This window comes from Arthrobacter sp. DualSoilB13 (assembly GCF_055389195.1).
On the sequence record NZ_AP035865.1, the window covers coordinates 1,943,351 to 1,968,649 of the forward strand.

23 protein-coding genes are annotated in these 25,299 nt (G+C 62.5%); 7 read left to right on the top strand and 16 right to left on the bottom strand.

Annotated features, from left to right (window positions below):
- Positions 1–19: 19 nt before the first annotated feature.
- Positions 20–862 carry an IclR family transcriptional regulator gene (locus ACZ5J0_RS08920; RefSeq protein ID WP_250819842.1) on the bottom strand — a complete coding sequence of 281 codons (843 nt, stop codon included), beginning with the start codon at positions 860–862 and terminating at the stop codon, positions 20–22.
- Positions 863–910: 48 nt separating this feature from the next.
- Here ACZ5J0_RS08920 and ACZ5J0_RS08925 point away from each other — a divergent pair, with 48 nt between their 5' ends.
- Both ACZ5J0_RS08925 and ACZ5J0_RS08930 read left to right on the top strand, forming a co-directional pair.
- Positions 911–2,215, top strand: coding sequence for an MFS transporter (locus tag ACZ5J0_RS08925; RefSeq protein WP_464094621.1), 1,305 nt, complete (start codon positions 911–913; stop codon positions 2,213–2,215).
- Positions 2,208–3,458, top strand: a complete 1,251-nt coding sequence (locus tag ACZ5J0_RS08930; RefSeq protein WP_464094622.1) for an FAD-dependent oxidoreductase — start codon at positions 2,208–2,210, stop codon at positions 3,456–3,458. Before ACZ5J0_RS08925 ends, ACZ5J0_RS08930 begins: the two co-directional genes overlap by 8 nt.
- 40 nt (positions 3,459–3,498) lie before the next feature.
- Here ACZ5J0_RS08930 and ACZ5J0_RS08935 read toward each other — a convergent pair whose 3' ends face one another.
- The 4 genes from ACZ5J0_RS08935 to ACZ5J0_RS08950 form a co-directional block, all read right to left on the bottom strand.
- Positions 3,499–4,266: an SCO1664 family protein gene (locus ACZ5J0_RS08935; protein ID WP_142939366.1), complete on the bottom strand. Its 768-nt coding sequence runs from the start codon at positions 4,264–4,266 to the stop codon at positions 3,499–3,501.
- Entirely contained in the window at positions 4,266–4,814 is a 549-nt protein-coding gene (locus ACZ5J0_RS08940) for a DUF3090 domain-containing protein (RefSeq protein WP_464094623.1), read from the bottom strand. Before ACZ5J0_RS08940 ends, ACZ5J0_RS08935 begins: the two co-directional genes overlap by 1 nt.
- Positions 4,815–4,838: 24 nt before the next feature.
- Positions 4,839–5,531 (bottom strand): histidine phosphatase family protein, encoded by a 693-nt coding sequence (locus ACZ5J0_RS08945; protein ID WP_142939364.1) that lies wholly within the window; start codon positions 5,529–5,531, stop codon positions 4,839–4,841.
- Between the two features lie 90 nt (positions 5,532–5,621).
- The gene (locus ACZ5J0_RS08950) at positions 5,622–7,085 is read right to left on the bottom strand and encodes an MGDG synthase family glycosyltransferase (protein WP_464094624.1); all 1,464 of its coding nucleotides are present in this window, start codon (positions 7,083–7,085) and stop codon (positions 5,622–5,624) included.
- A 215-nt stretch (positions 7,086–7,300) separates the two neighbouring features.
- Between ACZ5J0_RS08950 and ACZ5J0_RS08955 the strand changes: the two genes are divergently transcribed.
- Together ACZ5J0_RS08955 and ACZ5J0_RS08960 are read left to right on the top strand one after the other, a co-directional pair.
- Complete coding sequence (locus ACZ5J0_RS08955; protein WP_464094710.1) at positions 7,301–8,401, top strand: ferredoxin reductase; 1,101 nt, start codon at positions 7,301–7,303, stop codon at positions 8,399–8,401.
- A gap of 13 nt (positions 8,402–8,414) precedes the next feature.
- A complete protein-coding gene (locus ACZ5J0_RS08960) occupies positions 8,415–9,575 on the top strand; it encodes a fatty acid desaturase family protein (RefSeq protein WP_223942511.1) in 1,161 nt (386 codons plus the stop codon).
- Positions 9,576–9,622: 47 nt separating this feature from the next.
- Here the strand turns inward: ACZ5J0_RS08960 and mtr are convergent, their stop codons facing one another.
- From mtr to ACZ5J0_RS08975, 3 genes are all read right to left on the bottom strand, one after another.
- Positions 9,623–11,032 (bottom strand): mycothione reductase, encoded by a 1,410-nt coding sequence (gene mtr / locus ACZ5J0_RS08965; RefSeq protein ID WP_464094625.1) that lies wholly within the window; start codon positions 11,030–11,032, stop codon positions 9,623–9,625.
- 91 nt (positions 11,033–11,123) lie between these two features.
- Entirely contained in the window at positions 11,124–12,083 is a 960-nt protein-coding gene (locus tag ACZ5J0_RS08970) for a 2-hydroxyacid dehydrogenase (RefSeq protein ID WP_464094626.1), read from the bottom strand.
- Positions 12,080–13,279, bottom strand: coding sequence for a pyridoxal phosphate-dependent aminotransferase (locus ACZ5J0_RS08975; RefSeq protein ID WP_166842091.1), 1,200 nt, complete (start codon positions 13,277–13,279; stop codon positions 12,080–12,082). Before ACZ5J0_RS08975 ends, ACZ5J0_RS08970 begins: the two co-directional genes overlap by 4 nt.
- Before the next feature lie 124 nt (positions 13,280–13,403).
- Here ACZ5J0_RS08975 and ACZ5J0_RS08980 point away from each other — a divergent pair, with 124 nt between their 5' ends.
- Positions 13,404–14,438, top strand: a complete 1,035-nt coding sequence (locus tag ACZ5J0_RS08980; protein ID WP_142939357.1) for an AAA family ATPase — start codon at positions 13,404–13,406, stop codon at positions 14,436–14,438.
- Positions 14,439–14,520: 82 nt separating this feature from the next.
- Here ACZ5J0_RS08980 and ACZ5J0_RS08985 read toward each other — a convergent pair whose 3' ends face one another.
- From ACZ5J0_RS08985 to ACZ5J0_RS09015, 7 genes are all read right to left on the bottom strand, one after another.
- The gene (locus tag ACZ5J0_RS08985; protein WP_142939356.1) at positions 14,521–15,543 is read right to left on the bottom strand and encodes a DUF808 domain-containing protein; all 1,023 of its coding nucleotides are present in this window, start codon (positions 15,541–15,543) and stop codon (positions 14,521–14,523) included.
- Positions 15,544–15,682: 139 nt separating this feature from the next.
- The gene (locus ACZ5J0_RS08990; protein ID WP_464094627.1) at positions 15,683–16,678 is read right to left on the bottom strand and encodes a fumarylacetoacetate hydrolase family protein; all 996 of its coding nucleotides are present in this window, start codon (positions 16,676–16,678) and stop codon (positions 15,683–15,685) included.
- A gap of 8 nt (positions 16,679–16,686) precedes the next feature.
- On the bottom strand, positions 16,687–17,763 hold the full coding sequence (locus ACZ5J0_RS08995; RefSeq protein WP_464094628.1) for an amidohydrolase family protein: 1,077 nt from the start codon (positions 17,761–17,763) through the stop codon (positions 16,687–16,689).
- On the bottom strand, positions 17,760–18,884 hold the full coding sequence (locus ACZ5J0_RS09000; protein WP_142939353.1) for an FAD-dependent monooxygenase: 1,125 nt from the start codon (positions 18,882–18,884) through the stop codon (positions 17,760–17,762). The genes ACZ5J0_RS08995 and ACZ5J0_RS09000 overlap by 4 nt, the downstream gene beginning before the upstream one ends.
- 106 nt (positions 18,885–18,990) lie before the next feature.
- Complete coding sequence (locus ACZ5J0_RS09005; protein WP_464094711.1) at positions 18,991–19,950, bottom strand: cyclase family protein; 960 nt, start codon at positions 19,948–19,950, stop codon at positions 18,991–18,993.
- A 44-nt stretch (positions 19,951–19,994) separates the two neighbouring features.
- Positions 19,995–20,936 (bottom strand): fumarylacetoacetate hydrolase family protein, encoded by a 942-nt coding sequence (locus ACZ5J0_RS09010; protein WP_142939352.1) that lies wholly within the window; start codon positions 20,934–20,936, stop codon positions 19,995–19,997.
- A gap of 4 nt (positions 20,937–20,940) precedes the next feature.
- Positions 20,941–21,960, bottom strand: a complete 1,020-nt coding sequence (locus ACZ5J0_RS09015) for a VOC family protein (protein ID WP_464094629.1) — start codon at positions 21,958–21,960, stop codon at positions 20,941–20,943.
- 216 nt (positions 21,961–22,176) lie between these two features.
- On the opposite strand from ACZ5J0_RS09015, the gene ACZ5J0_RS09020 reads away from it, so the two are divergent.
- Positions 22,177–23,133 (top strand): LysR family transcriptional regulator, encoded by a 957-nt coding sequence (locus tag ACZ5J0_RS09020; RefSeq protein ID WP_464094630.1) that lies wholly within the window; start codon positions 22,177–22,179, stop codon positions 23,131–23,133.
- Positions 23,134–23,217: 84 nt separating this feature from the next.
- Here ACZ5J0_RS09020 and ACZ5J0_RS09025 read toward each other — a convergent pair whose 3' ends face one another.
- The gene (locus ACZ5J0_RS09025) at positions 23,218–23,994 is read right to left on the bottom strand and encodes a type 1 glutamine amidotransferase domain-containing protein (protein WP_142939349.1); all 777 of its coding nucleotides are present in this window, start codon (positions 23,992–23,994) and stop codon (positions 23,218–23,220) included.
- 206 nt (positions 23,995–24,200) lie between these two features.
- On the opposite strand from ACZ5J0_RS09025, the gene ACZ5J0_RS09030 reads away from it, so the two are divergent.
- Complete coding sequence (locus ACZ5J0_RS09030; protein ID WP_142939348.1) at positions 24,201–25,268, top strand: LacI family DNA-binding transcriptional regulator; 1,068 nt, start codon at positions 24,201–24,203, stop codon at positions 25,266–25,268.
- Positions 25,269–25,299 lie beyond the last annotated feature (31 nt).

Sequence of the window (25,299 nt, forward strand, 5' to 3'; positions counted from 1 at the left end):
GGTGGTCGCGTTGTGGATCCTATTCGGCTCCGTCGGCCGGGTTAGCCGCGATGTCCACTTCAAGTTGTCGGCAGGTCTCGCGCAGGGCGGCGACCAATCCGGCGTCGAACACTTTACGGAACCGGGTGGCAGGCGTGGCGACGCTGAGCGCGCCCACCACGTGCCCATGCCGGTTGTGGAGTGCCATCCCGAGTGCGCTAACGCCTTCCTCCGTGCCCTCGAAGTTGGCCGCGAATCCGTTGCCGCGGATAGTGTCCAGCTCCCGCAGAAACGCCGGATACTCGGCGTCGGGAATGGTGTCGCCGCCGATTTCGGCATTCTGGCTTCGGAACAGTTGCTCGATCATGCCAGGTTCCAGTTCTGCCAGCATCACCTTGCCACCTGATGTTCTGTTGGCAGGCATCACCGTTCCTTGCCGGTCACCGATGCGCAGGACGTTGCTGCCTTCCACGGTAGCGAGGAACCTCACTTTCGTGCCCACGCGCACCATCAAGTTAACTGTCTCATCGAGCCGCGAAGACAAGAGCTCCATGTGAGGCTGTGCCAGGTCCCTCAGGAGCCGGGTCCAGCTCAGTCCTGCCGGGCCCACGCCCATGGCCGGCCCGGGGACGTACCGGCGGTTTTCGTCCTGGACGGCGAAGCCGCGATACACGAGCATTGCCAGAAGCCTGTGGGCAGTAGAAGGTGCAACACCCAGCTCGGCTGCTGCGTCCTTGAGTCGAAGGGCACCGCCGTCGCGAAGAAGCTGGAGGAGCTGTAAAGCATTGTCCACAGCCTCGATGGAATACGTGGGCCGTTTCTGGACAGGTTTCCGGTTCTGGGCCGGTATCCCGCGCTGCTTCGAGGCTGAGTTGTTCTGCACAACAGAATTCTATGGCCTTGTTTGCCTGACCCTTCCGAAAGTGGTGGGATGAATCACTCACTTCCCGCTGCAGCGTCGCAAGAGGCATCCTCCAGAATCGTCGCCGCTGCTGTTCCCAGCACTGAGGCCGGTCCGCGGTTTTCCAAAGGCTCGGCACTAGCCGTCCTGGTGTGCTGGCTTCTGGTGGTTTTCGACGGCTACGCCCTCATTGTCTACGGCACCGTCCAGGCCTCCCTGATCTCCGAGACCGGCTGGGGCCTGACCAAAGCCACCGCCGGGACCATTGGGTCCATGGCATTCCTCGGCATGATGATCGGAGCGATCTTTGCAGGCCGGATGGCCGACTCCTGGGGACGGCGCAAGACAATCCTCGGGTGCGCGATCGTCTTTTCGATCTTCACCATCCTGTGTGCGTTTGCTCCCAATGCGGCGGTCTTTGGTGCCCTTCGCCTCCTGGCCGGCGTCGGGCTTGGCGGGCTGGTGCCATCGGCCAATGCCTTGGTGGAGGAGTTGGTCCCCACAAAATGGCGCTCCACCATCGCCACGCTCATGATGTCCGGCGTCCCGATCGGCGGCTCTCTGGCCGCGCTGGTGGGAATTCCCCTGATCCCCGCTTTCGGGTGGGAGGTGATGTTCCTGGTGGCTGTCCTGGCGCTGGTGATCGTGGTGCCGCTGGGCTTGAAGTACATCCCGGAGACGCTGACGCCGGGCTCGATGAAGCGTACTAAGTCCAAGAACTCCTCTGGTTTCGGTACTCTGCTCCGCGCCCCTTACCTGGGTGTCAGCATGCTCTTTGCCCTCGCCACCATCGCCACCTTGTTCGCCTGGTATGGCTTGGGCACGTGGCTGCCCAATCTGATGCAGTTGGCGGGCTACAACCTGGGATCGGCTCTCACCTTTGCGCTGGCACTGAACCTCGGTGCCGTTGCCGGATCGGTCATCACGGCATGGGCGGGCACACGCTTCGGGCCGATTCCGACGGCCATAACGGCAGCCGCCGTCGCCGCCGTCGGACTGGCCGTTCTCCTGGCCAGCCCGCCCGTTAGCGTCGTCTATGCCGCACTGGTGCTTGCCGGCGTCGGAACCCATGGCACCCAGTGCCTCATCATCGCCGCGGTGGCCAGCCACTATCCCGACCACCTGCGGGGGACAGCGCTTGGCTGGGCGTTGGGCACCGGCCGGATCGGGGCTGTCATCGCACCCCAAGTGGGTGGCCTCCTTCTGGCAGCCGGAATGGGCGTCAACTCAAACTTCCTCGCGTTTGCCGGAGCCGCAGCGATTGCCGCGGTCCTCCTGGCCGGCGTCGGACTCAAAATCAAACTCACCATCTCCCAAGGAGCACACAATGTCTGAGTACCTCAATTCCACTGACGTCCTGGTTGTGGGAGGAGGCATGGCCGGCCTTGCAGGCGCCCTGGCCCTCCGCGAAAACGGCGCCAACGTCACGCTGGTAGAGCGGGCGCCCGAGTTCGGCGAGGTAGGCGCCGGCCTGCAAATGGCACCGAATGCATCCCGTGTCCTAAAGCGCTGGGGCTTGCTGGAGAAGGCACTGGAAATCGGTGTCCAGCCCAAGCACTTGGTGTTCCGGGATGCTGTTACCGGAGAAGAGCTGACGAGGCAGTCGCTTCAGGGGGAGTTCAAGGACCGGTACGGCGCACCGTACGTGGTGATCCACCGCAGCGACCTGCACCGGGTTCTCCTTGAAGGCTGTGAAGCTGCCGGGGTGAAGCTCATCAACGATGTCATGGTGAACGGCGTGGAAACGGTGAACGGCAGGGGAGTAGTGCACACCGCGTCGGGTGTGGACTATGAAGCCGATGTGGTGATCGCTGCCGACGGATTGAAGTCCACGCTGCGCCCGCTGGTGGCCTCGGATGAACCCGTTTCCTCCGCTTACGTGGCATACAGGGGAACCGTGCCCATTACGTCGGAAACCCCTGCTGCGGACCTCGAAGACGTCGTGGTTTATCTCGGCCCGGACTGTCACCTGGTGCAGTACCCCCTGCGCAAGGGGGAGCTGCTGAACACTGTGGCCGTTTTCAAATCGCCGTCCTTCGAGCGCGGTGAAGAACAATACGGCGGAGTGGACGAGCTGCAGGCCGCCTACCAGGACTGTGTTCCGGCGGTGCAGGCGGCTCTTGCGAACCTCGGCACGGGCATCCGCTGGCCCATGTACGATCGCGACCCCATTGAAAACTGGGTCGCCGGCCGTATGGTTCTGATGGGCGACGCCGCCCACCCCATGCTCCAGTACCTTGCCCAAGGTGCCTGCCAGGCCCTCGAAGACGCCGCCGTGCTGCAAGACGTCACCGCAGGCACCGTCTTCACCGCTGACGGCGTCAACCCGGCCGCGTGGGATGAAGCGCTTGCCGCGTTCAATTCCGCCCGCGCCACCAGGACAGCCCGGGTCCAGCGCACCGCCCGCGTCTGGGGCGAGTCCTGGCACGTTTCCGGCCTCGCGCGGACACTGCGCAACTTGCTGTTCAAGAGCCGCAAGGACAACGACTTCCAGTACAACGATTGGCTGTATGAGGCGGCGGGCCAAGGCGTGCCTGCACTGGAGGCGGCCTTGGTAACCAGCAAGCAGCCTGCCTGATGTTGGGCGTTTGTTGAGGGGGCCAGCCGGACCTGGTTCCCTAAAACAGGGGCCAGGGCACGGCCGGCATCTCCCCGCTCGGAGCCGGAAAGCGCCCTGCCGCGCGCAACCGCTCGCACCGAGTGGTGAGCGATGCGATTTCTTCGGCGCTGAGCAAGTCGGCCAGGTCCCGGCCGAGTCCACCCTGCAGTCCTTCGGTCACACGATCGATGCCTTCGAGTTCCTCGTCCGTAAGAGCATCGCCCAGCCAGCCCCACAGCACCGTGCGCAGCTTGTGGTCCTGGTGGAAGGTCAGTCCATGGTCCACGCCGTGCCGGACGCCGTCCGTCATGGCGAGGATGTGGTCGCCTTTCCGGTCGGCGTTGTTGACCACCGCATCGAACACAGCCATTCGCCTGAGCGCGGCCGAGTCTTCGTGAACGAGGGAAACCATCCGTCCGTTCTCATCCTGTCCTTCGAGGACGTGTTTCCATCCCGTCTCCGGTACGTGCTCCGTCGCGAGCAGGTTCACTGCGCGCTGGGTGGGGTCTTGCTCCTGCCAGAGCTGCACCATTCCAGCACCCAGGGGACCATCGCGTAGCCAGGTGCGTGGCACGATGTCCCAGTCGAAAACCTGCGAGACCAGGTAGGCGGCTACTTCGCGGTGAGCCAGGCATCCGTGCGGAAAATCCCATAGCGGGCTTTCGCCTGCTATGGGCTTGTAGACGACGTCGACGTCGGCGATGCTGCCCAGGAAGGTAGCGTTCGACGCCGTCGTAATGCGGCCGGTGAGTGTCAGCTCGGCGGTCATGAGCTCCGGCGCGGGCATCAGGCCTCGGGAAGGGCGCAGACGTGCCCGTCGGCGTCCATGGGGAGACCGCACAGCGGGCACGCGGGTCGTCCGGCCCCGACGATCTCCCGGGTGCGTTTGGCGAAAGCGCGGGCGGTGCCTACGGGCATGCGCACCAGCAACATTTCGGCCGCGTTGGAGCCGTCCTCATCACGTGGTTCGTCGTCGTCATCGAGGTCAGCGATGGGGTACGCCTCGATGACAACCTGCGCAGTGGTTGGATCCCAGCCCAAGCTCATGGCGCCTGTGCGGAACTGTTCTTCAACGGCTTCCAGAGGGTCATTGTCTACAAGTTCAGGGGGAGTACTTGTGGGAACGCTGAACGGGTTGCGTTGGACGGTGATGAGCTGATCGAGGATTTCGTCGATCTTATCCGCGAGCAGAGCCGACTGCTGCTTCTCCAAAGCAACACTCACCATTTGCTTTCCCGTACGCACCTGCAGGTAGAAGGTCCGCGACCCTGGAAGTCCGATGGTGCCAACAACGACCCGATCAGGCCAGGCAAACTCGTGAACAAGTGTAGGCATGTCTGTATTTTAGGCACATAAGGTTCACAGAGCGTTGTGCCCCACACCGCCGCCCACTGGCGCATCCCCGGCGGGGACAATATTTGTAAGCCATGACAGATCACCCGCGTCTGTGTTGGTCGCGTATACGCTCGGCCGGCTAGGGCCGTAGCGCACGATCGAAACAGAGGCAGGGCCCACGTTGATTCGCTGAAACAGGTCAAGGTGCATGCCGAGCGCGTCGGCGAGGATCGACTTGATAACGTCGCCATGACTTACGGCAACCCATACGGCACCTGGCCCGTGCTCGGCTTCGAAGGCCGCATCGTGACGTCGAATCGCTGCCACGGAACGAGCCTGCATTGCCGCCATGGATTCACCACCGGGAAACACGACGGCGGCTGGTTGCGATTGCACAACCGGCCACAAAGTCTCGGTGGCCAGGTCGCTGAGGGAGCGGCCCTGCCACTGGCCGTAATCGCACTCGGTGAGATCGGGGTCGACCGGCGCGTACGGCGTGCCGGCCTGGCGGTCGATGATGAGCCGGGCCGTCTGTTGGCAGCGCTCAAGGGGGCTCGATACGACCGCGACTACCGGGACGGCCGCGAGCCGGTCAGCTGTCTGAGCCGCCTGTTCGCGGCCCACCTGGTCCAGGTCGACACCAAGGGCCCGCCCGGCCAGCAGTCCAGTTGCATTGGCCGTGGTGCGGCCGTGCCGCACAAGAATAACTGTTGCCATTGACCAAGCCTAACCACCGGATGCTTGGGGACAGAGCTGGTGAAGCGGCGAAGCAGCTGGTGGGCAGGTCCACCGATGGGGTTTTGCCAGTTACCCATGGAGGTCGCGGAACGGCGCCAACGGCCCTTCGACACGGACAGGAAGTGCGTCGTCGCCCCTCAACATGGCGCGGAGCAACCTCCGTTGCTCCCAACGGAGAAGCAGGGACGCCCGGCCGCGCCGGAGCACCAAGTCTCCGTCCGGCGTCGAGTACCGCTTCTGCAGATCCGGCAGCTCATCTTCCTGAAGAAGTGCAACCGTGCTGCCCGAAGCCTGGTCGACCAAGCGCATCAAAGAGGAAGGTCCCGTGAGGTCGGTTGCGACAAAGCGGTTCTCGCTGGCGGCAAGGATGGTCCTTTGTGCCGCGCGCGTCACTACCAGCGGCCTGGAGGGCCCGCCCAGCAGCTCGCTTAGTACGTCGGCTGCGGCGTCAGGGCGGCCTGTTCTCTGCGCCGCCGCCTGCATCTTCTGCAACCGGCCGGGATCGCGCAGTACCTGGTCGATCTTCCAGCCGATCGTTGCGGCGGTGTTGCAGCGTACGGCTGCCCCCTGCTCCATGAGGTAATCGCCGTTGCGTACTTCCTGACCAGGGATCGGGTTCACAAGGACCATGGGGAGACCCGCGGCCATGCATTCCGACGCCGACAGCCCGCCCGGTTTGCCCACGAACAGGTCCGCCCGCTGCAGCAGCTGCGGCATTTCCGCTGTGAAGCCAAGAACGCTGTAGCGGTCGCCGGCCGACGCCACGAGTGCCCCGATGCGCTGCCGCAGCGCATCATTGTGGCCGCACACCACTGTGGCCGTGAAGGCTGAGCGCATATGCAGTGTCTGCCGAACCACCGAGACAGCGTAGTCGCCACCGGTCGCACCCGCAGAGATGAGCAGCATGGGTGGCTTGTTGGAATCGCGTACGGGCCCCGGACTGAGCTGTTTCTTGATGGGGATCCCCGTGGCAGTCACACGGTCGGAAGGAAGACCAAGCGCCATCAGCTCCACCTTTCCTTCTTCCCGGGCCACAAAGATCTTGTGGAATGCCCCGGAGAGCCACAAGCCTTGAAAGTCGTAATCGGTGGTGACCACAGCTGTCTTCGCATCGATCAGGCCGCGGAGAAGCAGTGCGGCCAACAGCTGGGCCGGAAGGAAATGTGTGCACACAATCGCGGTGGGCCGGAACCGCTTGATCGCACCAACAACCGGACTGGCGTTGACCCGCGTCCAGGGGTCAATCGGGCCACGGCGACGGAACGGCGGGTTGCTGATGTCGTAGCCCCATTCGACGAGCCACGGCAGGCCTTCCACGAGGACGAAGTAGCCCCGGCTCAAGAGTGCGCGGTAGAGGACGCTGCTCACCTGCAGCACGTCCAGCACCAGCACCTCGGCGATGTCAGCGCGCGCGGCGCATGCTTGCTGCACCGCCGCCGCGGCGCTGTTATGCCCGGATCCCACGCCAGCGGTCAGGATTAGTACGCGCTGTCCGCTGGCGGTGCGTTTGTCTCGTGCAGACGTTGTGCGCATGAGGTGAGGCTAGCAGTCTGCATCCCCTTGATGACCCGGTGGCCGTGGCTTGATGTCGGTTCGACCTCAGGGAGGCGTTGGGTCTCCAAGTGGCGGTTTGCGCAGAATCCGGTGATGATAATACTCTCAGTCCTACTGAACCGGCATGGGCCACATAAGCCTCTTCCGGCCGAAGTGGTCGGATTCTTGTTCTCTGTCGTTGCGAGGAGCAGCTCATCGTCCGCTTCAGACCACTGGCCCGCATAGCCTCGGTTTTGACCACCCCGCTTGCGCCGGAGGATGTCCTGGCGCTTTTCAACCCTGTCTTTTCGTCCCGTCAGTTGCGCGGGGTGGTCACGGAGGTTGTCCATGAGACGGCCCAATCGGCCACTATTTTCTTTCGGCCCGGCCGCGGCTGGCATGCCCACCTGGCCGGTCAGTGGGCGCGGATAGGTGTAGAGCTCAACGGGGTTCGCCATTGGCGGTCCTATTCCCTGAGTTCACCGGCCGGCAAGGACCCGGCTATTACTGTCACTGACGTTGGATCCGTGTCAGGAACTCTGGTCCGCAAAACGAAGGTGGGTGATGTCCTCTTTTTGGCTCCACCCCAGGGCGACTTTGTCCTCCCTGAGCACCCCCGTTCACTCCTGATGCTCACGGCGGGAAGCGGCATCACGCCCGTCATGTCAATGATCCGGACGCTTGTCCCAAGCCGGCCCGATGCGAACGTTGTGCTGATCCACTCTTCCCGCGGGCAAGGCGACAGTATCTTCCGGGAGGAACTGGCTGAACTTGCTGATCAATTTCCTAACTTCCGGCTTGTCCAATGGCACACCGAAGGCCGTGGCCGCATGAACTTCACGTCCACGGCCGTGTTGGAGGAGGTTTGCCCGGACTGGCGGGCCAGGGCGGCGTATGCGTGCGGCCCCGAGTCCTTCCTAGATGACGCGGAAGCCATGTGGAACCAGGCGGCGCTGGCCGGTGCCGCTGCTTCCGCGAACGAATCCAAGGGTGTAAAAGAAGTGGGTTCGCTGACGATTGAGCGGTTCAGCACTGAACTCCGGGGAGGGGACGGAGGCGAAGGTGGCATAGTGACATTTGAGGCTTCCGACCGCGAGGTCCTTGCAGGCGGCAACGTTCCCATTCTCGACGTCGGGGAGGACGCAGGGGTGCTGATGCCCAGCGGATGTCGCATGGGCATTTGTCACAGCTGCCTCACCCCGCTGCTCGCCGGAAGGGTCCGCGATCTTCGTACCGGTGAGGTCCGCGGGGCACCTGGGGAACTCATCCAAACGTGCGTCTCGGCAGCTGCCGGACCCGTCAACCTCGGAATTTGAGGAGTACCACCGCATGTCAGTAGTTTCAGCCAAGAGCTCCGCCACCGCCGTCGGGCCCAAGACCCGGCCCGGTGCCCTTGCCGAGGCCGGCAGGCCGACAGTGCGGCCACCTGCGGCAGCCCACCTGAGCGACGAACAAGTAGCCCAGCTGGGCCGCGAGCTCGATGCCATCCGTGACGAAATCCTTGGCAAGCGAGGCTCCAGCGACGCCGCCTACATCAGGCGCATGATCAAGATCCAACGGGGGTTGGAAATCTCCGGTCGTGCCGCGCTGCTGGTGGGTAGGAACAAGGCAGCCTGGTTCACCGGCACAACGCTCCTCAGCGTGGCAAAAATTCTGGAGAATATGGAACTAGGCCACAACATCCTCCACGGGCAGTGGGATTGGATGAGAGACCCGGACATCCACTCCACCACGTGGGAATGGGACTTCGTTACCCCCTCGCGCTCGTGGCAGCACACTCATAACGATCTTCACCACCGCTGGACCAACGTGGTGGGCAAGGATCGCGACGTCGGGTACAACCTTCTGCGGATGGATCCCGATCAGGAATGGAAGCCTTTTAACCTGGGCAATCCCCTGTATAACGCCTTGCTCGCGCCCGTCTTCGAATGGGGCATAGCCATTTACGACTTGGAGATCCCCGAGTACAAAGAAGGCCTGAAATCCAAGGAGGCCATGAACAAGGATCTCAAAGCGCTGGGGCGAAAGGCGGTCAAACAGTTCGCTAAGGACTACGCCGCCACTCCTGCCTTGGCCATGCTTACAGGCTCCGGGAAGCAAGCCCTATACGGCACACTGACTGCCAACGCTATCCGTAATGTCTGGGCCCACGCTGTCATTTTCTGTGGCCACTTTCCCGAGGGAACCGACACGTTCACCGAGGAAATGGTGGAAGGTGAAACCCGCGGCGACTGGTACGTACGTCAGATGATCGGATCGGCCAACATCTCAGGGCCCCGGTTCATGCACCTGATGACCGGAAACCTGTCGCATCAAATCGAGCACCACCTCTTCCCGGATCTGCCGTCCAACCGCTACGCCGAGATCGCGCCCAAGGTCCGTGAGATCTGCGGTCGCTACGGTCTGAAGTACACCACGGGGCCGCTGCTGAAACAGGTGGGATCTGCGTGGGCTAAAGTTTTCAAGCTCGCCCTGCCCACAAGGAGTTAGTGTCTGCGTAGCTTCGGTGTGCGCGGACGTGTGACGTGGTGTTCTGGTCAGTTGAAGGTGAGACCAAGCAGGGCGTTTTCGGTGACTTCGGGCAGCGCGGGGTGAATCCAGTATTGATTGGCGGCGAATTGACGTACGTCGAGGTCGAAGGCCAGGACAGTGATCATTTGCTGGATCAGGGTGGATGCTTGTGGGCCCATGTAGTGGGCGCCGAGGAGTTTGCCGGTGTCCTGATCGGCTATCAGCTTGCAGATGCCGGTTGTGTCTTCCAGGGCCCACCCAAAGGCCACGTCCCCGTAGTCCTGGACTTTGACGGTGACGTTATGGCCGTGTTCGCGGGCTTGGGATTCGGTCATGCCTACCGTGGCAATCTGGGGATGCGTGAAAACGGCGGCGGGGACATGGCGGTGAGGCATTTCCTGAAGCTTGTCCGGGTTCAACAGATTGTGGCGGACGGCGCGCATCTCTGCGTTGGCTACATGCTTGAGCATGTAGGGCGAGGAGACGTCGCCAAGAGCCCACACGCCGTCGGCGGAGCTCGACCGGCCGTACTCATCGACCTTGATGCGCCCGTCATTGGTCATGTCGATCCCGCCGGAAGGTAGGTCCAGCAGGTCTCCGTTGGGGGTGCGCCCGGCGGCTACCAGCAGTACCTCCCCGGTGGCGGTGGAGCCGTCGTCGAGCCTGACGGAAATACCATCATCGCTCTGATCGGCGCCAACGGTGGTCCTGCCGAACCGGACATCGAAGCGTTTGGCGGCCAGGGTGTTGAAACGATCGTGAAGGTCCTCATCGAGGTTCTTCAGGAGCGTGGAGCGGGCGATGATTGTGACGTCCGTGCCAAGGGCGTCGAAGACGTGGGCGAACTCCATGGCAATGTAGCCTCCGCCAATGATCACCAGGGATTTGGGCAGCTGCGGAATCCGCATGATGTCCTCATTGGTGTGGTACCGCACGCCGGAGTCGGCGATGGCCCCGGGAATAACGGGTCGGGAGCCGGCCGCGACGACGATCCGGTCGCCCGAGATGGTTCGCTGGTGGACCCCTTGGCCGGTTCGCAACGTACGATCACCAACGAAAACGGCGTGCTGGTCATAGACGTCGATGTTTGGGGTCTGCGGTCCGCGGCGATACTCTTCACCGGCAGCGGAGATGGCATCGATCCGGTTCCCGAAGATGCGGCTCACCATGCCTGGCCAGTCAACGGAGTTGACCTCAGCCTCCAAGCCCAGCCTTCCGGACTCCGCGGTCTGCAGTGCGACGTCGGCGGTGTGAACGTACATCTTCGTGGGGATGCAGCCTACGTTCAGGCAGGTCCCGCCGAAGGAAGCCTTCTCGATGATCGCGATCGATTGGTCCTCGAACCCGGGTCCGGGAATGGAATTCCCGGACCCGGTGCCGATGATCACCAGGTCGTAGTGCCGGTCTACGGCAGTCTTGCTGGCAGGGGTGTTCATAAGGGTTGTCCTCGCTCTTGGTTCTTCCAACCCTACTGAACTCCAACCTCCGGAACTGACTGGCGACCACATTTATGTTGGCCCCGACGCCCTATGCGATGGGCGCGGGTGGTTGTTCTCCGCTCAACACTGCCAGTGCGTTATCAGCGGCGAGCATGGCCATGGCTGTGCGTGTCTCCACGGTGGCTGAGCCGAGGTGTGGCACGAGCGCAACATTGTCCAGCCCAAGAAGTTCGGGGTGAACGCTTGGCTCTTTCTCGAAGACGTCGAGCCCGGCACCGGCAATTACACCCTCTCGGAGGGCTGTTGCCAGCGCATCTTCATTCACGATGGGTCCGCGCGCAGTGTTGATGAGGAATGCAGAATTCTTCATTGCAGCGAGTTGTTCGGCCCCGATCAGGTGATGAGTGGCGGGACCGTACGGGCAGTGCAGGGAGACGACGTCGGCAACGGCCAGCAGCTCGTCGAGATCGACGCGGCGGGCGCCGAGTTCGGCGGCGATGACGGGGTCGACTTCGCTGCGGGACTGGTAGACGATTTCCATGCCGAAGGCTTTGGCCCGGCGTGCGGTGGCTTGGCCGATGCCGCCCATGCCTACGATGCCGAGGGTCTTGCCTTGCAGGCTGGACCCGAGGAGGAAGAACATGCCCCACTTCCAAGCTTGGCCGGAGCGGATGAGTCGTTCGCCCTCGCCGAGTCGGCGGGTGGCCATGAGGATGAGCCCGAACGCGATGTCGGCCGTGGCCTCGGTGAGGACACCGGGGGTGTTGGTGGCCACAATTCCCCGTTGAGTGCAGGCGGGCACGTCGATGTTGTCATAGCCGACGGCGACGTTCGCCACGACTTTGAGCTGCGGGCCGGCGGCCTCGAGCAGTTCTGCGTCGACGCGCTCGGTGAGCAGGGACACTATGGCATCGGCTCCGGCTACGCGGCGCAGAAGTTCTTCGCGGGTGATGGTCTGGGGACCAGCCCAGGCATCGACGTCGTGTTCGGCCCGAAGCTTTTCAATGGCAGCCTCGGGGATGCGTCCCGTGACGACGACGCGGCTCATGCGGTCACCATCCAGTCGCGGAGGCGGCCAAGGCCGTCACGGATGTCAGCGACGTCGATGCCTGAGTAGGCGAGGCGGATGTACTGCCGCTCTTCTCCGGGTTGGCGTCGGCCGAAGTGCTCACGGGTGCAGAAGGAAACTCCGGTTTTGTAGAGGGCGTCGCTGGCGAAGTCGCCCACTGCCGTGTATCCCATCTTCTCCATGACGTCGGTGACGTCCGGGAACAGGTAGAACGTGGACTGCGGCACTGCGACGTGCATCCCGGGGACGGAGTTCACGAGCTCACAGGCTGCATCCCGGCGTTCACGCAGGATGTCCAACATCTGCTGGACGGGTTCCTGGGTGCCGCGGAGTGCTTCGATACCCGCCCACTGTACGTAGTGAGTGGTGCAGGATTCGTCGTTGGTGTTGAGGGTGCTGAGTACTTTGGCGATTTCGAGGGGCGCGACGGCGCAGCCGAGGCGTGAGCCTGTCATGGCGAACTTCTTGCTGAAGGTGTAGAGGATGACGGTTCGCTCGGCCATTCCCGGGATGGATGCGATTGAGCTGGAGACACCCTCGTAGCGGGTTTCGAAGTAGGCCTCGTCGGAGAGCACCCAGAGGTTGTGCTCTTGTGCGATGTGGGCGATGGCTTCACGTTCGGCCGTGGTGGACTCTGCAGAGATGGGGTTCTGTAGATCGTTGTAGATGATCGCTACGGTGTTCGGGGTGATGGATGCGCGTACCTGGTCGAGGTCAATCGAGAAGCCCTGGCTGGTGGGGAGGTAGCGGTACGGTACCGCCGTGCCGCCGAGGTATTCGATCTGAGACTCGTAGATCGGGAATCCAGGGTTCGGGTAGAGCACTTCCTGCCCGGGGTTCATCACTGCCTGCAGGAACTTGGTGATGACGGGTTTACCGCCGGTCATCACCACGACGTTGTCGGGGGAGAGGGTGATGCCGCGGCGTGAACCGAGGTCCTCGGCGAGGGCTTCGCGCAGTTGAGGGATGCCGGGGCCGGGGCAGTAGCCCGTGTAGCCGTCAGCGATGGCTTTGGTCATAGCTTCGATGATGTGCGGGGCGGTGGGGATGTTGATGTCGCCGAGGTGGAAGGGGAAAACCAGGTTTCCTTTGGCCTTCCAAGCCGCTGCCGCTTGGGCGACGCTAAAGGCGGTTTCGGTGCCAAGCCGGTCGAGTCGATGCGCGAGTTGCTGCATGCTGTGTACTCCTCGTTGAGTAAGGGTCTTTCGTAGACGCTAATACTTAACTAATATATCAGAAACGTTTGATGTAACTTAGGCATACCGGACCCTTCAGCCACTTCTGCCCTACAGTGGATGTATGGCAGCCAGCCGCAATCCGCTTGATGACCTGCGTGAGACCATTGGCCACTTGGCCAATCAGCTCAAGTTGTCCGGCTCGGAACGCGTGGACGATCTAATAGGTGATGTCACGGGCGCAAGGCCCGGGCCGGCCCGGCCACTTTCGGAGGTGCAGTCCGAACTGGACTCGCTGGTGGGCCTGGAGACCGTGAAGGAACAGGTGCGGGCCTTGGTCGCCTTGCTCCAAGTCCAGGCCCGCCGTAAGGCTCACGGCCTCCCGGAAGTTGCCACGTCTCAGCATTTGGTGTTTTTGGGAAACCCGGGGACGGGCAAGACCACCGTGGCCCGGCTCCTGGCCGAGATGTACCGCGCGGTGGGTTTATTGCAAAAAGGGCATTTGGTTGAGGTGGATCGCTCGGGCCTGGTGGGGCAGTATGTTGGGGCGACTGCCATCAAGACAGACCGCGTGATCCGACGAGCGCTCGATGGTGTCTTATTCATCGACGAGGCCTACGCGCTGGCACCGGAAGATGGCCGAATGGACTTCGGCCCCGAAGCAATCGAGGTCTTGCTCAAGCGAATGGAGGATCACCGCCATCGGCTTGTGGTGATTGTGGCCGGCTACCCGCGCCTGATGGAAGCTTTTCTGCTCTCCAACCCCGGACTCCGTTCACGTTTCGCCCGGGAGATCACGTTCCCCAACTACTCCGTTGATGAGTTGCAGACCATATTCCACCGTATGCTGGCCCAGCACGAGTACATTTTGGAACCCGGTGCGGACCAGATGCTGCGTCGAATCCTTGCCGGGCTCCATGCCGGGGAGGACTCCGGTAACGCACGCTTTGCCCGCACGTTGTTCGAGCAGGCACTCAACCGACAGGCCCTGCGGCTCTCGCTTGATGAGGCTCAAAGTCTGGATGCACTCGATCGGGAGGCCGTCATGACCCTCACCGGAGTAGACCTCGTCGAGGCAGCGCTGGCTTTGGGTGAAGAACCGGAACCAGAGCCGACGCCGGAACCGGAGCGGTCGCGCTGGTGGAGCTGGCTGGTCTGAGTGTTTTCGGGCGGTCGGTCCGCGTAATATCCGGCTGCAGCTGCGGCGTCCAGGCTCACCTATACCGGACGCCGCAACAGTTCTAGGAGACCGGATCCTCGTGGTTTTTCGCGGGCTTGTGTCCGGCGATCGCGGAACGGACGTCGCCTTCTTCGTGCCCCTCCTCCTTCTTGCCGAACGGCAGCACCTTCAGCAGCGGATGCAGGATGAGCATGATGACGAGGCCCCAGATGGCTCCCAGAATGGCAGAGCACAGCGTGTTCACCAGCCAGGCGAGGAAGCCGCCCACTACAGGGATCCCGGCGAAGGGTGACTCAAGTACATGAACCAAGTCGTAGGGAGCGTGCCAGCCGAGATCGTAGGCGCCCTGCAACATGATGTGACCGCCAACCCACAGCATGGCGATGGTCCCGATGAGCGTGATGGCACCCAGGACGGCCGGCATGCCCTTGACGAGCAGGCGGCCGAAGCGCTGGGAACCCGCGGAGTCCTTGGTGGTCAGGTGCAGGCCGATGTCGTCCATTTTGACGATGAGCCCTACCGCACCGTAAACGAGGACGGTGATGATTACTGCTACGACCACCAGGATGAAAGCCCTGACCCACAATGACTCAGCTGCTACCTCATTCATGGCGATGACCATGATCTCGCAGGACAGGATGAAGTCCGTGGTGATGGCGCCCTTGGTCACCTTGGCCTCGGCCTCGGGTCCGCGTTGAACGGCCGGCGCTTTCTCATGCTCGGAGTGGCCACGAAGTTTGTGCCAGACCTTCTCGGCGCCCTCGTAGCAGAGGTAAGTGCCGCCCAACATGAGGATGAACGGAATAACTCCCGGAATGAAGGCGCTGATCAGCAGCAGCGCCGGGAGGATGATCACCAGCTTGTTCCGCAGTGAACCCCAGAAGATCCGCTTGATCATGGGCAGTTCGCGGGACGGGTCCGCCCCGGACACGTACTGCGGAGTCACGGCGGCGTCGTCAATGACCACGCCGGCGGCTTTGGCCCCTGCTTTGGCTGCCCCTGCGGCGATGTCGTCGACGGATGCAGCCGCAATGCGGGCCAAGGCGGCAACATCGTCCAGAAGCGCTACCAGACCGCCGCTCATAGAACCGCCCCGTCCTGCTGAGGGGTGGACAAGAGAGTATGGCAACCTAAGGAAAAACGCGTAATGGGCATGATCGGATTATATGTTGCGGTGACAAAGAGCAGATGGCCAAAACGCGCGCAAAGGGACAATGTCAGTCCTAGGTGCGGAAGGCCACACTGACGGTGCGGTTCCGGGGACGGTTCCGGGCCGGGACCCTGGTCACGCCGTTTCGCCTTTCACCCACGGTGTTCTCGATGCTGCCGATTCCCTCCACAGCCATCCGCACAACGTCGCCGGTCTTCAGAGGTGGGGGTGTCTTGGACCCGTTCCGTCCCCAGAGTTCAGCGAGGCAGCCGCTGCCGCAGGTTCCGGAGCCGAGGACGTCCCCCGGTCGCACTACCGAGTCCTGGGACGCGTAGGCAACCAGCTCAGCGAACGGCCAACCCATGTTGGACAGCAGATCCTGGCCTATGGGCTGCCCGTTGACTTCCACAGCCATGGAGATGGGGAGAAAGCCCTCATCGTCATGCAGGTGTTCGAACTCATCAGCCGTCACGATCCAGGGGCCCAAAGTATTTGCGAAATCTTTGCCCTTGCAGGGACCCAGGCTGACTTTCATTTCGCGGCGCTGAAGGTCCCTGGCGGACCAGTCATTGAGCACGGTGTAGCCAAAGATGTGCCGGTGGGCATCTGCCGCTGACAGGTTACTGCCGTCGCTGCCCGGTACATGCCCGACGACGGCGGCTACCTCGGTCTCGAAGTCCAGTTCGCTGCATCCCGCCGGAATACTGATCACATCGCCTGTGCCTGTCACCGTGTGGGGGTTGGTGAAGTAGAACGTGGGTGCCTCGTACCATTCCGCAACAACGCCGGCCACGCCGTCGATGCTCTTCCTCACACCTTCCACATGCTCTTCAAAGGCCACGAAGTCCCTGATGGTGGCAGGTACCAGCGGCGCCAGCAACTCTACGTCCGCAAGGGCAACCGAAGGTGCGCCGCGAAGCGTTTCCGCGGCGATCTCCAGCGTTCTTGCCAAACCGGCACTCAACAAGTGGTTAACGGTTTGTCCCTCCGGCAACCCGAAGCAACTGCCGTCAACCACGAACCCGGAGTATGTACCGCCATCGTGATTCCAGCGGGCGATCTTGACCATGTGTTTCCTTAGGTGGTGGGGCGGACGGCGAGGCTGGCCGCAGCGGTGATGCCGAGGCCGGAAGCGTTGCCGGCAAGAACTTTGGCGGCCTCGGCCGCGGTGAATCCTGCTTCGCTAACTGCCCCGACGGGATCGCTGGAGCCCATGTCGAATGGATAATCCGAGCCGAGCAGGACTTGCCCGGCGCCCGCCACCTCAACGAGGGCGCGCAGCTCGCGGGGGCTGTGCACCAGGGAATCGAAGAAGATCCTCTGAAGATACGTCGACGGCGGTTCGGCGCACCGCTGCGCCTCGGAGCGAACCTTCCAAGCGTGGTCCGATCGGCCAATGGTGGTGGGCAGGTAACCACCCCCGTGCGCGGCGAGGATCTTGAGGTCCGGGTGACGGTCCAGGACCCCGCTGAAAATCACGTGGGACAGCGCGACGGCGTTCTCTGCGGGCTGGGAGACCGTATTGGACAGGTAGAAGCGGTCCAGTCGTTCGTCCAGGGAGCAGCCAAAGGGGTGGAGGAACACGATTGCGTCCAGTTCCGCAGCCCGGTTCCAGAAAGGTTCCAGCCGCGGATCGGAGAGCTCAACAGTGCTGCGCTCCGGGTCCCCGGGCGTGGCAGCAAAGGAGCCGATCTCCACGCCCAGCAAGCCGCAGTCAAGAACAGCATGTTCCAAGGCCTCCACCATTAGCTGCGGATGTTGCAACGGAACCAAGCCCAGCCCGTTCAACCGTTCCGGTGCCTGCTGGACAAGATCCCGGACTGCCTCGTTTGTTTGCATGGCAAGCCGCAGTGCGAGCTCTTCCCCGGCAAAATAGTAGAAATGCGACGGCGACGGTGACACCAGTTGTACGTCCACTCCTTGGGCGTCCATGTCCGCCAGCCGGCGGTCAAGATCAGTGAGCTGCGGCCACCGTTCTTTGATCATGAGGCCGGAGTTCGCCATGGACTCGGGACCGTTCCGCCTGACTTCCAACGCCTGCAGTTCTGCGAAACCTTCAGGGTCAGCGGTGGCCACCAGCTGCTGCAAGGCCGGAATCAGAACGTGGGCATGGACATCCACAGTGGGCTGTTGGGCTGTTTCGATGTGGTTCATGCGGGTTCCTTAAGCATGGTGGAGAGCGAGTTCATCAGGCCCGGAACATTTGCGTCCCTGACACCGTCCAGCATCCATTGACCAAGCTGGACTGAGGCTTTGACGACGGCCGTTGCCCTGTCCAGGCGGCGGTCCGCGAACTCCTTCCAGAGGGTTTCCGTGACGTGGTCCGCGGCGATCAACAGCTCCGCAAGTACCGCGGCGTCTTCCAAGGCCATGGCCGCGCCTTGCGCCACTGTTGGAGGGCAACTGTGCGCCGCGTCCCCAATGATGACGGTACGGCCGCGGTTCCACGGTCCTTCCACCAGGTGCGAAGTGAACCACGTGTAGTTGATTCGGGCGCCATGGTCCAGGTTTGAGCGGATCTCGTTCCACGGGCCGCCGTAGGCGGCGGCGAGTTCGGCCATCACCTTGGGGCCGTCTTCCTGCTTGCGTTCCTGGGCCTTCTCCACGAGGTAGGCATAAATGGTGTCCGGGCCGGTGGGGCAGTAGCCGGCGATGAAACACGGCCCTCCGTAAGTGAGGTCGGTCCGGACCACTTCCTCAGGCCGTTCGACGAAGGCGCGCCAAATACCCATTCCCGTAGGCTTGGGCTCCACCTCGATGCCGATCGCTTTGCGGACTGCGGAGTGCAGTCCATCTGCGCCGATCAGGAGGTCGTAGCCCGAGGTGCCGCCGTCGCCGGTGCGGACGGTGACGCTGCCGCCGTCGTCCTCTATGTCGGTGACGGTCTTGCCGTAACTGATGCGGGCACCTGCCTGCACGGCGCGTTCCCGCAGGATGGCAGTCAGGTCCGGACGGTACATACCGAGCGTCGCCGGAAGGTCGTCGCCACCGGTCCGGATGTCGTCCAGGACGGCAATCACGGTACCTGCGGGATCGGGGGCGCGCAGGCCGAGGGTGCTGAACGCGTACCCTTTCGCCTCCACGTCTTCCCAGACGCCAAGATCGCGCAGGACGCGCAGGGCGTTTCCCTGCAGCGTGATACCGGAGCCAAGGGTTTGTGGCTCGGTTGCCTTCTCCAGAACCTCCACCTCGATCCCGGCATCTGCCAGGAGGATCGCCGCAGTGAGTCCTGCAGCCCCTGCTCCGACGATTCCGACCTTCTGTACTGCTGCCATCTTTGACTCCTTTGTGGTGACGGCCATACTGCCTATTGTGCTGCTTCTCGCGCGAAGCTGTTTCTGCCCTGGGCTACTTCGGCTGTGAAACCGGAGGGCGGACCAGCTATCGCACGGCTATGGGGTTGACCGGGGAACCGACCGCTCCGGTGATGGGAAGCGGAGCGGCTGTCAGCATGAATTCATACCTGCCGTCAAGGGCGCATGCTTCCGCCAATGCATCCAGATCCCACATTTCGCCGAGGAACAGCCCCAGATTGGGGATGGCGATTTGGTGGAGGGGCTGGAAAGCACCTTCAAACTCGTTGGGCCGGACTTCGAATCCCCAGGTGTCTGTGGCGATTCCGGCGATCTCCGAGGCATGCAGCCATGGTGCCGTGCTGAACGACAACCCGGGGGCGGACCCTCCGGCGTAATCACCCCAGCCTTCGCGGCGAACACGCGTGTACTGCCCGGTGCGGAGCACCACGATGTCGCCGCGGCGAACTACCGAGCTTGGACCTTGGCGGTCAATGGTGCGCTCCAGGTGCTCCGGGGTGATGGCGAAGCCATCGGGCAATTCCCCGTCAGTACGTCCAAGCTCCGGCCCCATGGCGCGGCCAACATCCAACAAAACACCACGGGTGACGATTTTGGCGGCGGCGGTTTCTATCCCGGTGAAGAGGTCGCCCTCAGAGGTGACAACATCTCCCGCGGCCCGGCCGTTCCAGGCTTTGCCGCGATCGAAGATGTGCCCAAGCCCGTCCCACTGAGTAGAGCACTGCAAGGGCATGGCGATCACGTCATCAGCCCCACCGAAGCCGTGCGGGAACCCCTGGTTGCCGCGCTCCGCGTCCACCCCGGTGTCGGTCATGGTGTGAACCGGGTTGGTGCGTCGACGCCACCCCTTCTGGGGGCCATTAGTGTCGAAGGGCTGGGACAAGGAGAACGCATCGCCAGACTTCACCAACGATGCCGCCTCCACGCGCTTGCCGTTGTCTATGAAGTTGAGGGTACCGAGGACGTCGTCGTCGCCCCAGCGTCCCCAGTTGTTGTATAGCTGAGCCGCGGCGGCGATGCTGCCCATCGGGTCAGAGGGCCGGATCAGGTTGGTCTCAACGGCGTCGGCGGTCACTGTTCGTCCTTGCAGTGAATGCGTTGGGTTCCCAGGCCGGTGATGGTGCCCTCCATGACGTCGCCGTCCTGCAGGAGCCGCCCCCAGTGCTGGCCGTTGCCCGCGGGGCTTCCGGTCAGAACCAGGTCGCCGGGCCGAAGAGGCATGATTTGGGACGCTTCGCTGACCAGTTTGGCGACACCGAAGATCATGTCCTGTGTTGACTCGTCCTGCATGGCCTTCCCGTTGAGCTCCAGTGTCACTTGGACATCCTGAGGGTCGCCGAAGAACTTGGCGGGCACCAGCAGGGGACCGGTGGGCAGGAAGCCCGGTGCGTTCTTGGCGCGGTACCAGTCCGAACCGATGGCGGGCATGTCCTTGCGGAACACATACTCGCGCGTGGTGATGTCGTTGACCATGGTGTACCCAAAGACATACTCGAGAGCTTCTTCCGGGGTTACCCGGAAAGCTTCCTTACCGATCACGGCTGCTAGCTCGAGTTCCCAATCGTGGGACTTGCTGTATGCCGGGAGGGTGAGATCGTCCGTGGCTGAAGCGATAGCCGTGGGGAGGCCGATGAAGAAATAGGGTGTTCCCTGGCCGGCGCGCTCATCCATCATGGCTGCTGTCTTGGCGCGCACCTCTTCGGCATCCTGGCCGGCTTCCCGGTGGGCCACGGCCAGATCGATCACGTGCTTGCGGTAGTTGGCGCCGGTCTGTAGGACCTGCGCCGGTTCCACTGGAGCAAGGACCTCGACGGCGGACAAGGCAAGGCCCGCCTCTTCACCGGCCGAGGCTGCGAGCTTGTCAAGTTCGTTTTCGGTGGTCTCCCAGTGGTGGATCAGGCCATTGATGTCACTGTCCAGGGGGAGGACACGTTCGCCTACCAGCAATCCTGCCCTGGCCTTTGTGTCGCCGGGTTCCTGGAAGCGGATCAGCGAGTACGTTGCGTCAGCCATGTTCCTAGCCCCGACCCTGCTTTGCGTAGGGGTTCAGGAGGGCTTCCTTCATTTCGGCGGATGCACCTTCTTCCGTGGCGGTGAAGCCTTCCGCCGGCGGGAAGGATTCTGTCATGGAGTGCGGCATGGCGCCGTTCTTGTAGAAGTTGTTGGAACCTTCCGAGGGCTTCCAGGTGTTGGCGTCCCAGTCCGGCACGTAGTTCCGGTAGCCGCCGGAGTTGAGCTCAACGCGCAGGCCTGAGGGGTCGCGGAAGTACAGGAAGTTCTGTTCGCCCACGCCGTGGATGGAGGGGCCGTATTCCATGGGGGTGCCGTTTTCCATCATGACGTCAGCAGTGCGGAGAAGGTCCTCGGTGGCGTCCACCCAGAACGCGATGTGGTTGACGCGGCCGGCGCGCTGGGAAGTATCTTTGACGACGCCGAGGTCGTGGGACTTCTCGTTGGTGGTCAGTACTGAGAAGACGGTGATGGGTGCTTCGTCCAGGTCAACGAACGCCATGACGCGGAAGCCCAGTGCCTCGTTGTACCACTTGGCGAATCCGCGGACATCGGAGGAAGCCACCGTGACGTGGTCCAGGAAACGGGGAGCGGCTGCGTGGCTGCTACGGCGTTCGGGACGGTCGGGGTACGTGGATTCGAAGCCGGGCTCGGCAACGAACTTCTCCACGTCATAGAACAAGCGCATGTGGTGGCCGTAGGGGCCGGTGAATTCGTAGGCCTTGCCGAAGCCGTGGCCACCGGCCGTCCAGGTGCCCTGCACACCTGTTGCTTCAACACGGGCTGCTGCGGCTTCCAGTGCTGCTTGGGAGTTGGTGCGCCACGCCATCCGGCCGAGCGATGCCTCGGGGCCTTCAGTGATGACCAGGCTGTAGCGGTAGTAGTCGCCCCAGCAGCGCAGGTACACATTGCCATCCATGCGATCAATGATGCGCATGCCGAATTTCTCCTCGTAGAACCGTGCCGAGGCTTCAACGTCCGGAGTGGTGATCTCGAGGTGGGCAAGATGGGAGAGGGGAGTTTCCACGATGAATTTCCTTCTGAGTGCTTGATTGCTGGGACAGTTATCTGCAGGTCCTGTAACAACCATGAGCCACATCACGTATTCGGAGAAGAGCAAGTATCTGATAGCAACTATCTGTTCGGCAAATACTGGCATGGCTCGCCGTCATGGTCCTTGTCCGGGGCCCGCGGCTCGTGGGCACGCAAGCTAATGTCCTTCTCCTGTGGATAACCTAGGGGCATGAAGAACCTGGATCTGAACCTCTTGCCACAACTCCAGGTTCTGCTGGAGCTGCGGAACGTTTCCCGGGCTGCGGAACGGCTCCAGCTCAGCCAGCCGGCCACAAGTGCGGCGATGGCCAGGCTGCGGAGGCATTTCGACGACGAACTTTTGGTCCGTAACGGCCGCAGCTACGAGCTCACTCCCTTCGCGCAGTCTTTGGTCCCGCTGGTTGACGAAGCCATGCTTCACATTCAGCGGGCCACGCGCGTCAGGTCCGGATTCGATCCCACCACCAGTGAACGTGAGTTCGTGATTGCCGCATCCGATTATGCCGCGGCACTCATCGTGGGGCCCCTGAGGGGAATCCTGCGGCAGGAGGCTCCGCATGTGGTGGTGGACATCGTCCCCACGTCCGGGGTTCAGGGCGCCTTGGCTGACTATTCCAGAATGGACCTGCTGGTGGGGCCGATAGGCTACAAGATGCAAGGAACCACGAAACAACTGTTCCGGGACAGTTTTGTGGCCGTGGCCGATGCAGGAAACCCTCTTCTGCAGTTGCCGCGGCTGACCTTGGAGGACATCGTGGGGGTGCCGCACGCCGTGGGGTATTTCGGCGAGGGCATCAGCACGCCGGCGGACAAACTCTTTGAAAAGCGCGGTGTTCGGCGACGCGTGGCCGCTGTGGTGGCCGGCTTCCTGTCCCTGCCGTTAATGGTGGAGGGGACGGACCTTGTTGCGCTGGTTCCGCGCATGCTGGCATCCAGGGCGCAGCGGGGGGCGAGCATCGAGGTCCTGGAGTTCGCAGGGGAGTTGGAAGCGGCCTTGGTGGAAGCCATGTATTGGCATCCATCCCTGACAGAGGATCCCGCAAATGCGTGGCTCCGTTCCGTGGTGCAGCGCGCCTGCTCACAGCTCCATGAGATCTTTCATGTGACGGCTCATCCGGTCACCATCACGGCGGATCAGGCCAGTTAGCCCGGGAACGGTCGGGCGCCCCCACGGATGGGGGCGCCCGGATCAGAGTTGGCGGCCTAGCGCAGGGTACGTAACCGAACGGGACTAGTGATCGGCGTCCGCCGCATCTTTCTTGGCGGACTTTTCCGCGTCCTTCTCTGCGCGCAATGCCTCGGACTCGTGTTGCTCATCGGCCTTTTCCTGATGGATGACCTGGGCGAAGAGCTTCTCCATCTCCTTGGCGACACCTGCCGCTGAGGCTGGATTCTGGCCTGTTACCAGGCGCTCGTCCACCGCAACTTTCTCTTCAAAGACACCTGCGGAAACATGGCGGGCACCCTGCTCCTCCAAGCGGTCGGCCAGGAAGAACGGAATAACCTTGTCCTTGCCGGCAGCTACTTCCTCGTCATTGGTAAACGCGGCTACGTCGCGTCCTTGGACGAGTCGGAACCCGTTTTTTAGTTCCACATTCAGCAGACCGGCAGGACCGTGGCACACAGCTCCTACCAGACCTCCGGCGTCGTAGACGCTGGCTACCAGCCGCTGCAGTCCTTCGCTGTCCGGGAAGTCCCACATAGTGCCGTGCCCGCCTACGAGGTAGACGGCATCGTATTGGCCGGGATCCACGACGTCCACGCGGGCGGTGTTGTACAGCCCGGCGCGCGTGGTCTCATCCTGGGTAAAGGCAACCTGGATGGGGTCATCTGTATCTACCTCGTCGCTGGGAGGCTGGCCGCCCTTGATGGAGGCGAAGTCGACGAAGTGGCCTGAATCTTTGAAGACTTTCCAAGGATGTGCGGCCTCGGCGACGTTGTAACCGGTCTTCTCTCCCGTATCGCCGAGCTCGGAAACGCTGGTCAGTACCATGAGGATTTTCTTCATGAAGTGCTCCTTTCGTCCAACGTCCACCCTACGCCCCTTCCGTTTTTAGCCCTCCGGGCAGTCTGTTGACAGACGGGAAGTAACGCGGGTAACCTAAGTCACATGTTCACCGGGTAACGCGCGTTACCAACAGGGTTACCGGTGAGCAGCCAGATCATGAAGCTCTGGCACACCCTCGGATCGAACAAGAGCACCCGGAGCATTCAATGGCGAAAACCACCCCTGACGAGGCCGTGCCCGTGCGGCAGCGGGGAGTCACCATGAAGGACGTTGCCAACCACGCCGGCGTCTCCCGGACTGCAGTCTCGTTTGTGCTGAGCAACCGCGAAAACGCAAGCATTTCCGAGGAAACCCGCACCCGGATCAACCAGGCCGTGCAGGAGCTGGGTTACCGGCCCAACGCCGGTGCACGTGCTTTGGCATCCCGGCGCAGTGACTGGTACGGCATCGTGACAGAGATCGTCACGGCACCGTTCGCTGTCGACATCATTAAGGGAGCCCAAGACCAAGCCTGGCTTGACCGCCGGTTCCTACTCATCGCGCCCTCCGACCAGGCCGATGCCGTAGGACCCAACCAGGGCTTGGAAGATGCTGCAACTGAACAGCTGTTGGAACAACGAGTGGAAGGACTCCTGTACGCAGCCACGTTTCACCGGGGCGTCCATGTTCCGGCGAGCGCCAATGAAGTACCCACCGTGTTGATCAATTGCTTCGATGCGGATGGAAAGCTGCCCTCGATCGTCCCTGACGAGCGTGGGGGCGGCCGGGTGGCCGTCGAACGGTTGCTCCAAGCCGGCCATACGCGGATTGGAGTCATCAATCTTGACCCGGTTATTCCTGCTTCAGTGGGGCGTTTGGAGGGTGCACGCGAAGCACTCGCCGCAGCCGGACTGGAGCTTGACCCGGAATTGGTGGTGTCCGGATATGCAACGGCTGACGGCGGCTACGAAGCTGCCTGCCACATCCTGGATCGCTACCCGGAAAGCGGCAGGCCAACGGCGCTGTTCTGCCTCAATGACCGGATGGCGATGGGCGCCTATGACGCCATCAAGGAACGGGGCCTGACCATCCCCGGGGACATCGCCGTGATCGGCTTCGACAACCAGGAACTTATTGCGGCCTACCTGCGGCCAAAATTGACCACGGTTGCGTTGCCCTTCGAGAAAATGGGCGCCTTGGGCGTCCAAACGCTCGCCGCTCTCACAGCAGGACAGCCGATCCTTGCCGACCAGCAATTGGTCGACTGTCCGCTGCTAGAACGCTCTTCGGTCTGACGCGAAATCAACGTCGAAGAGCAACCCTTAC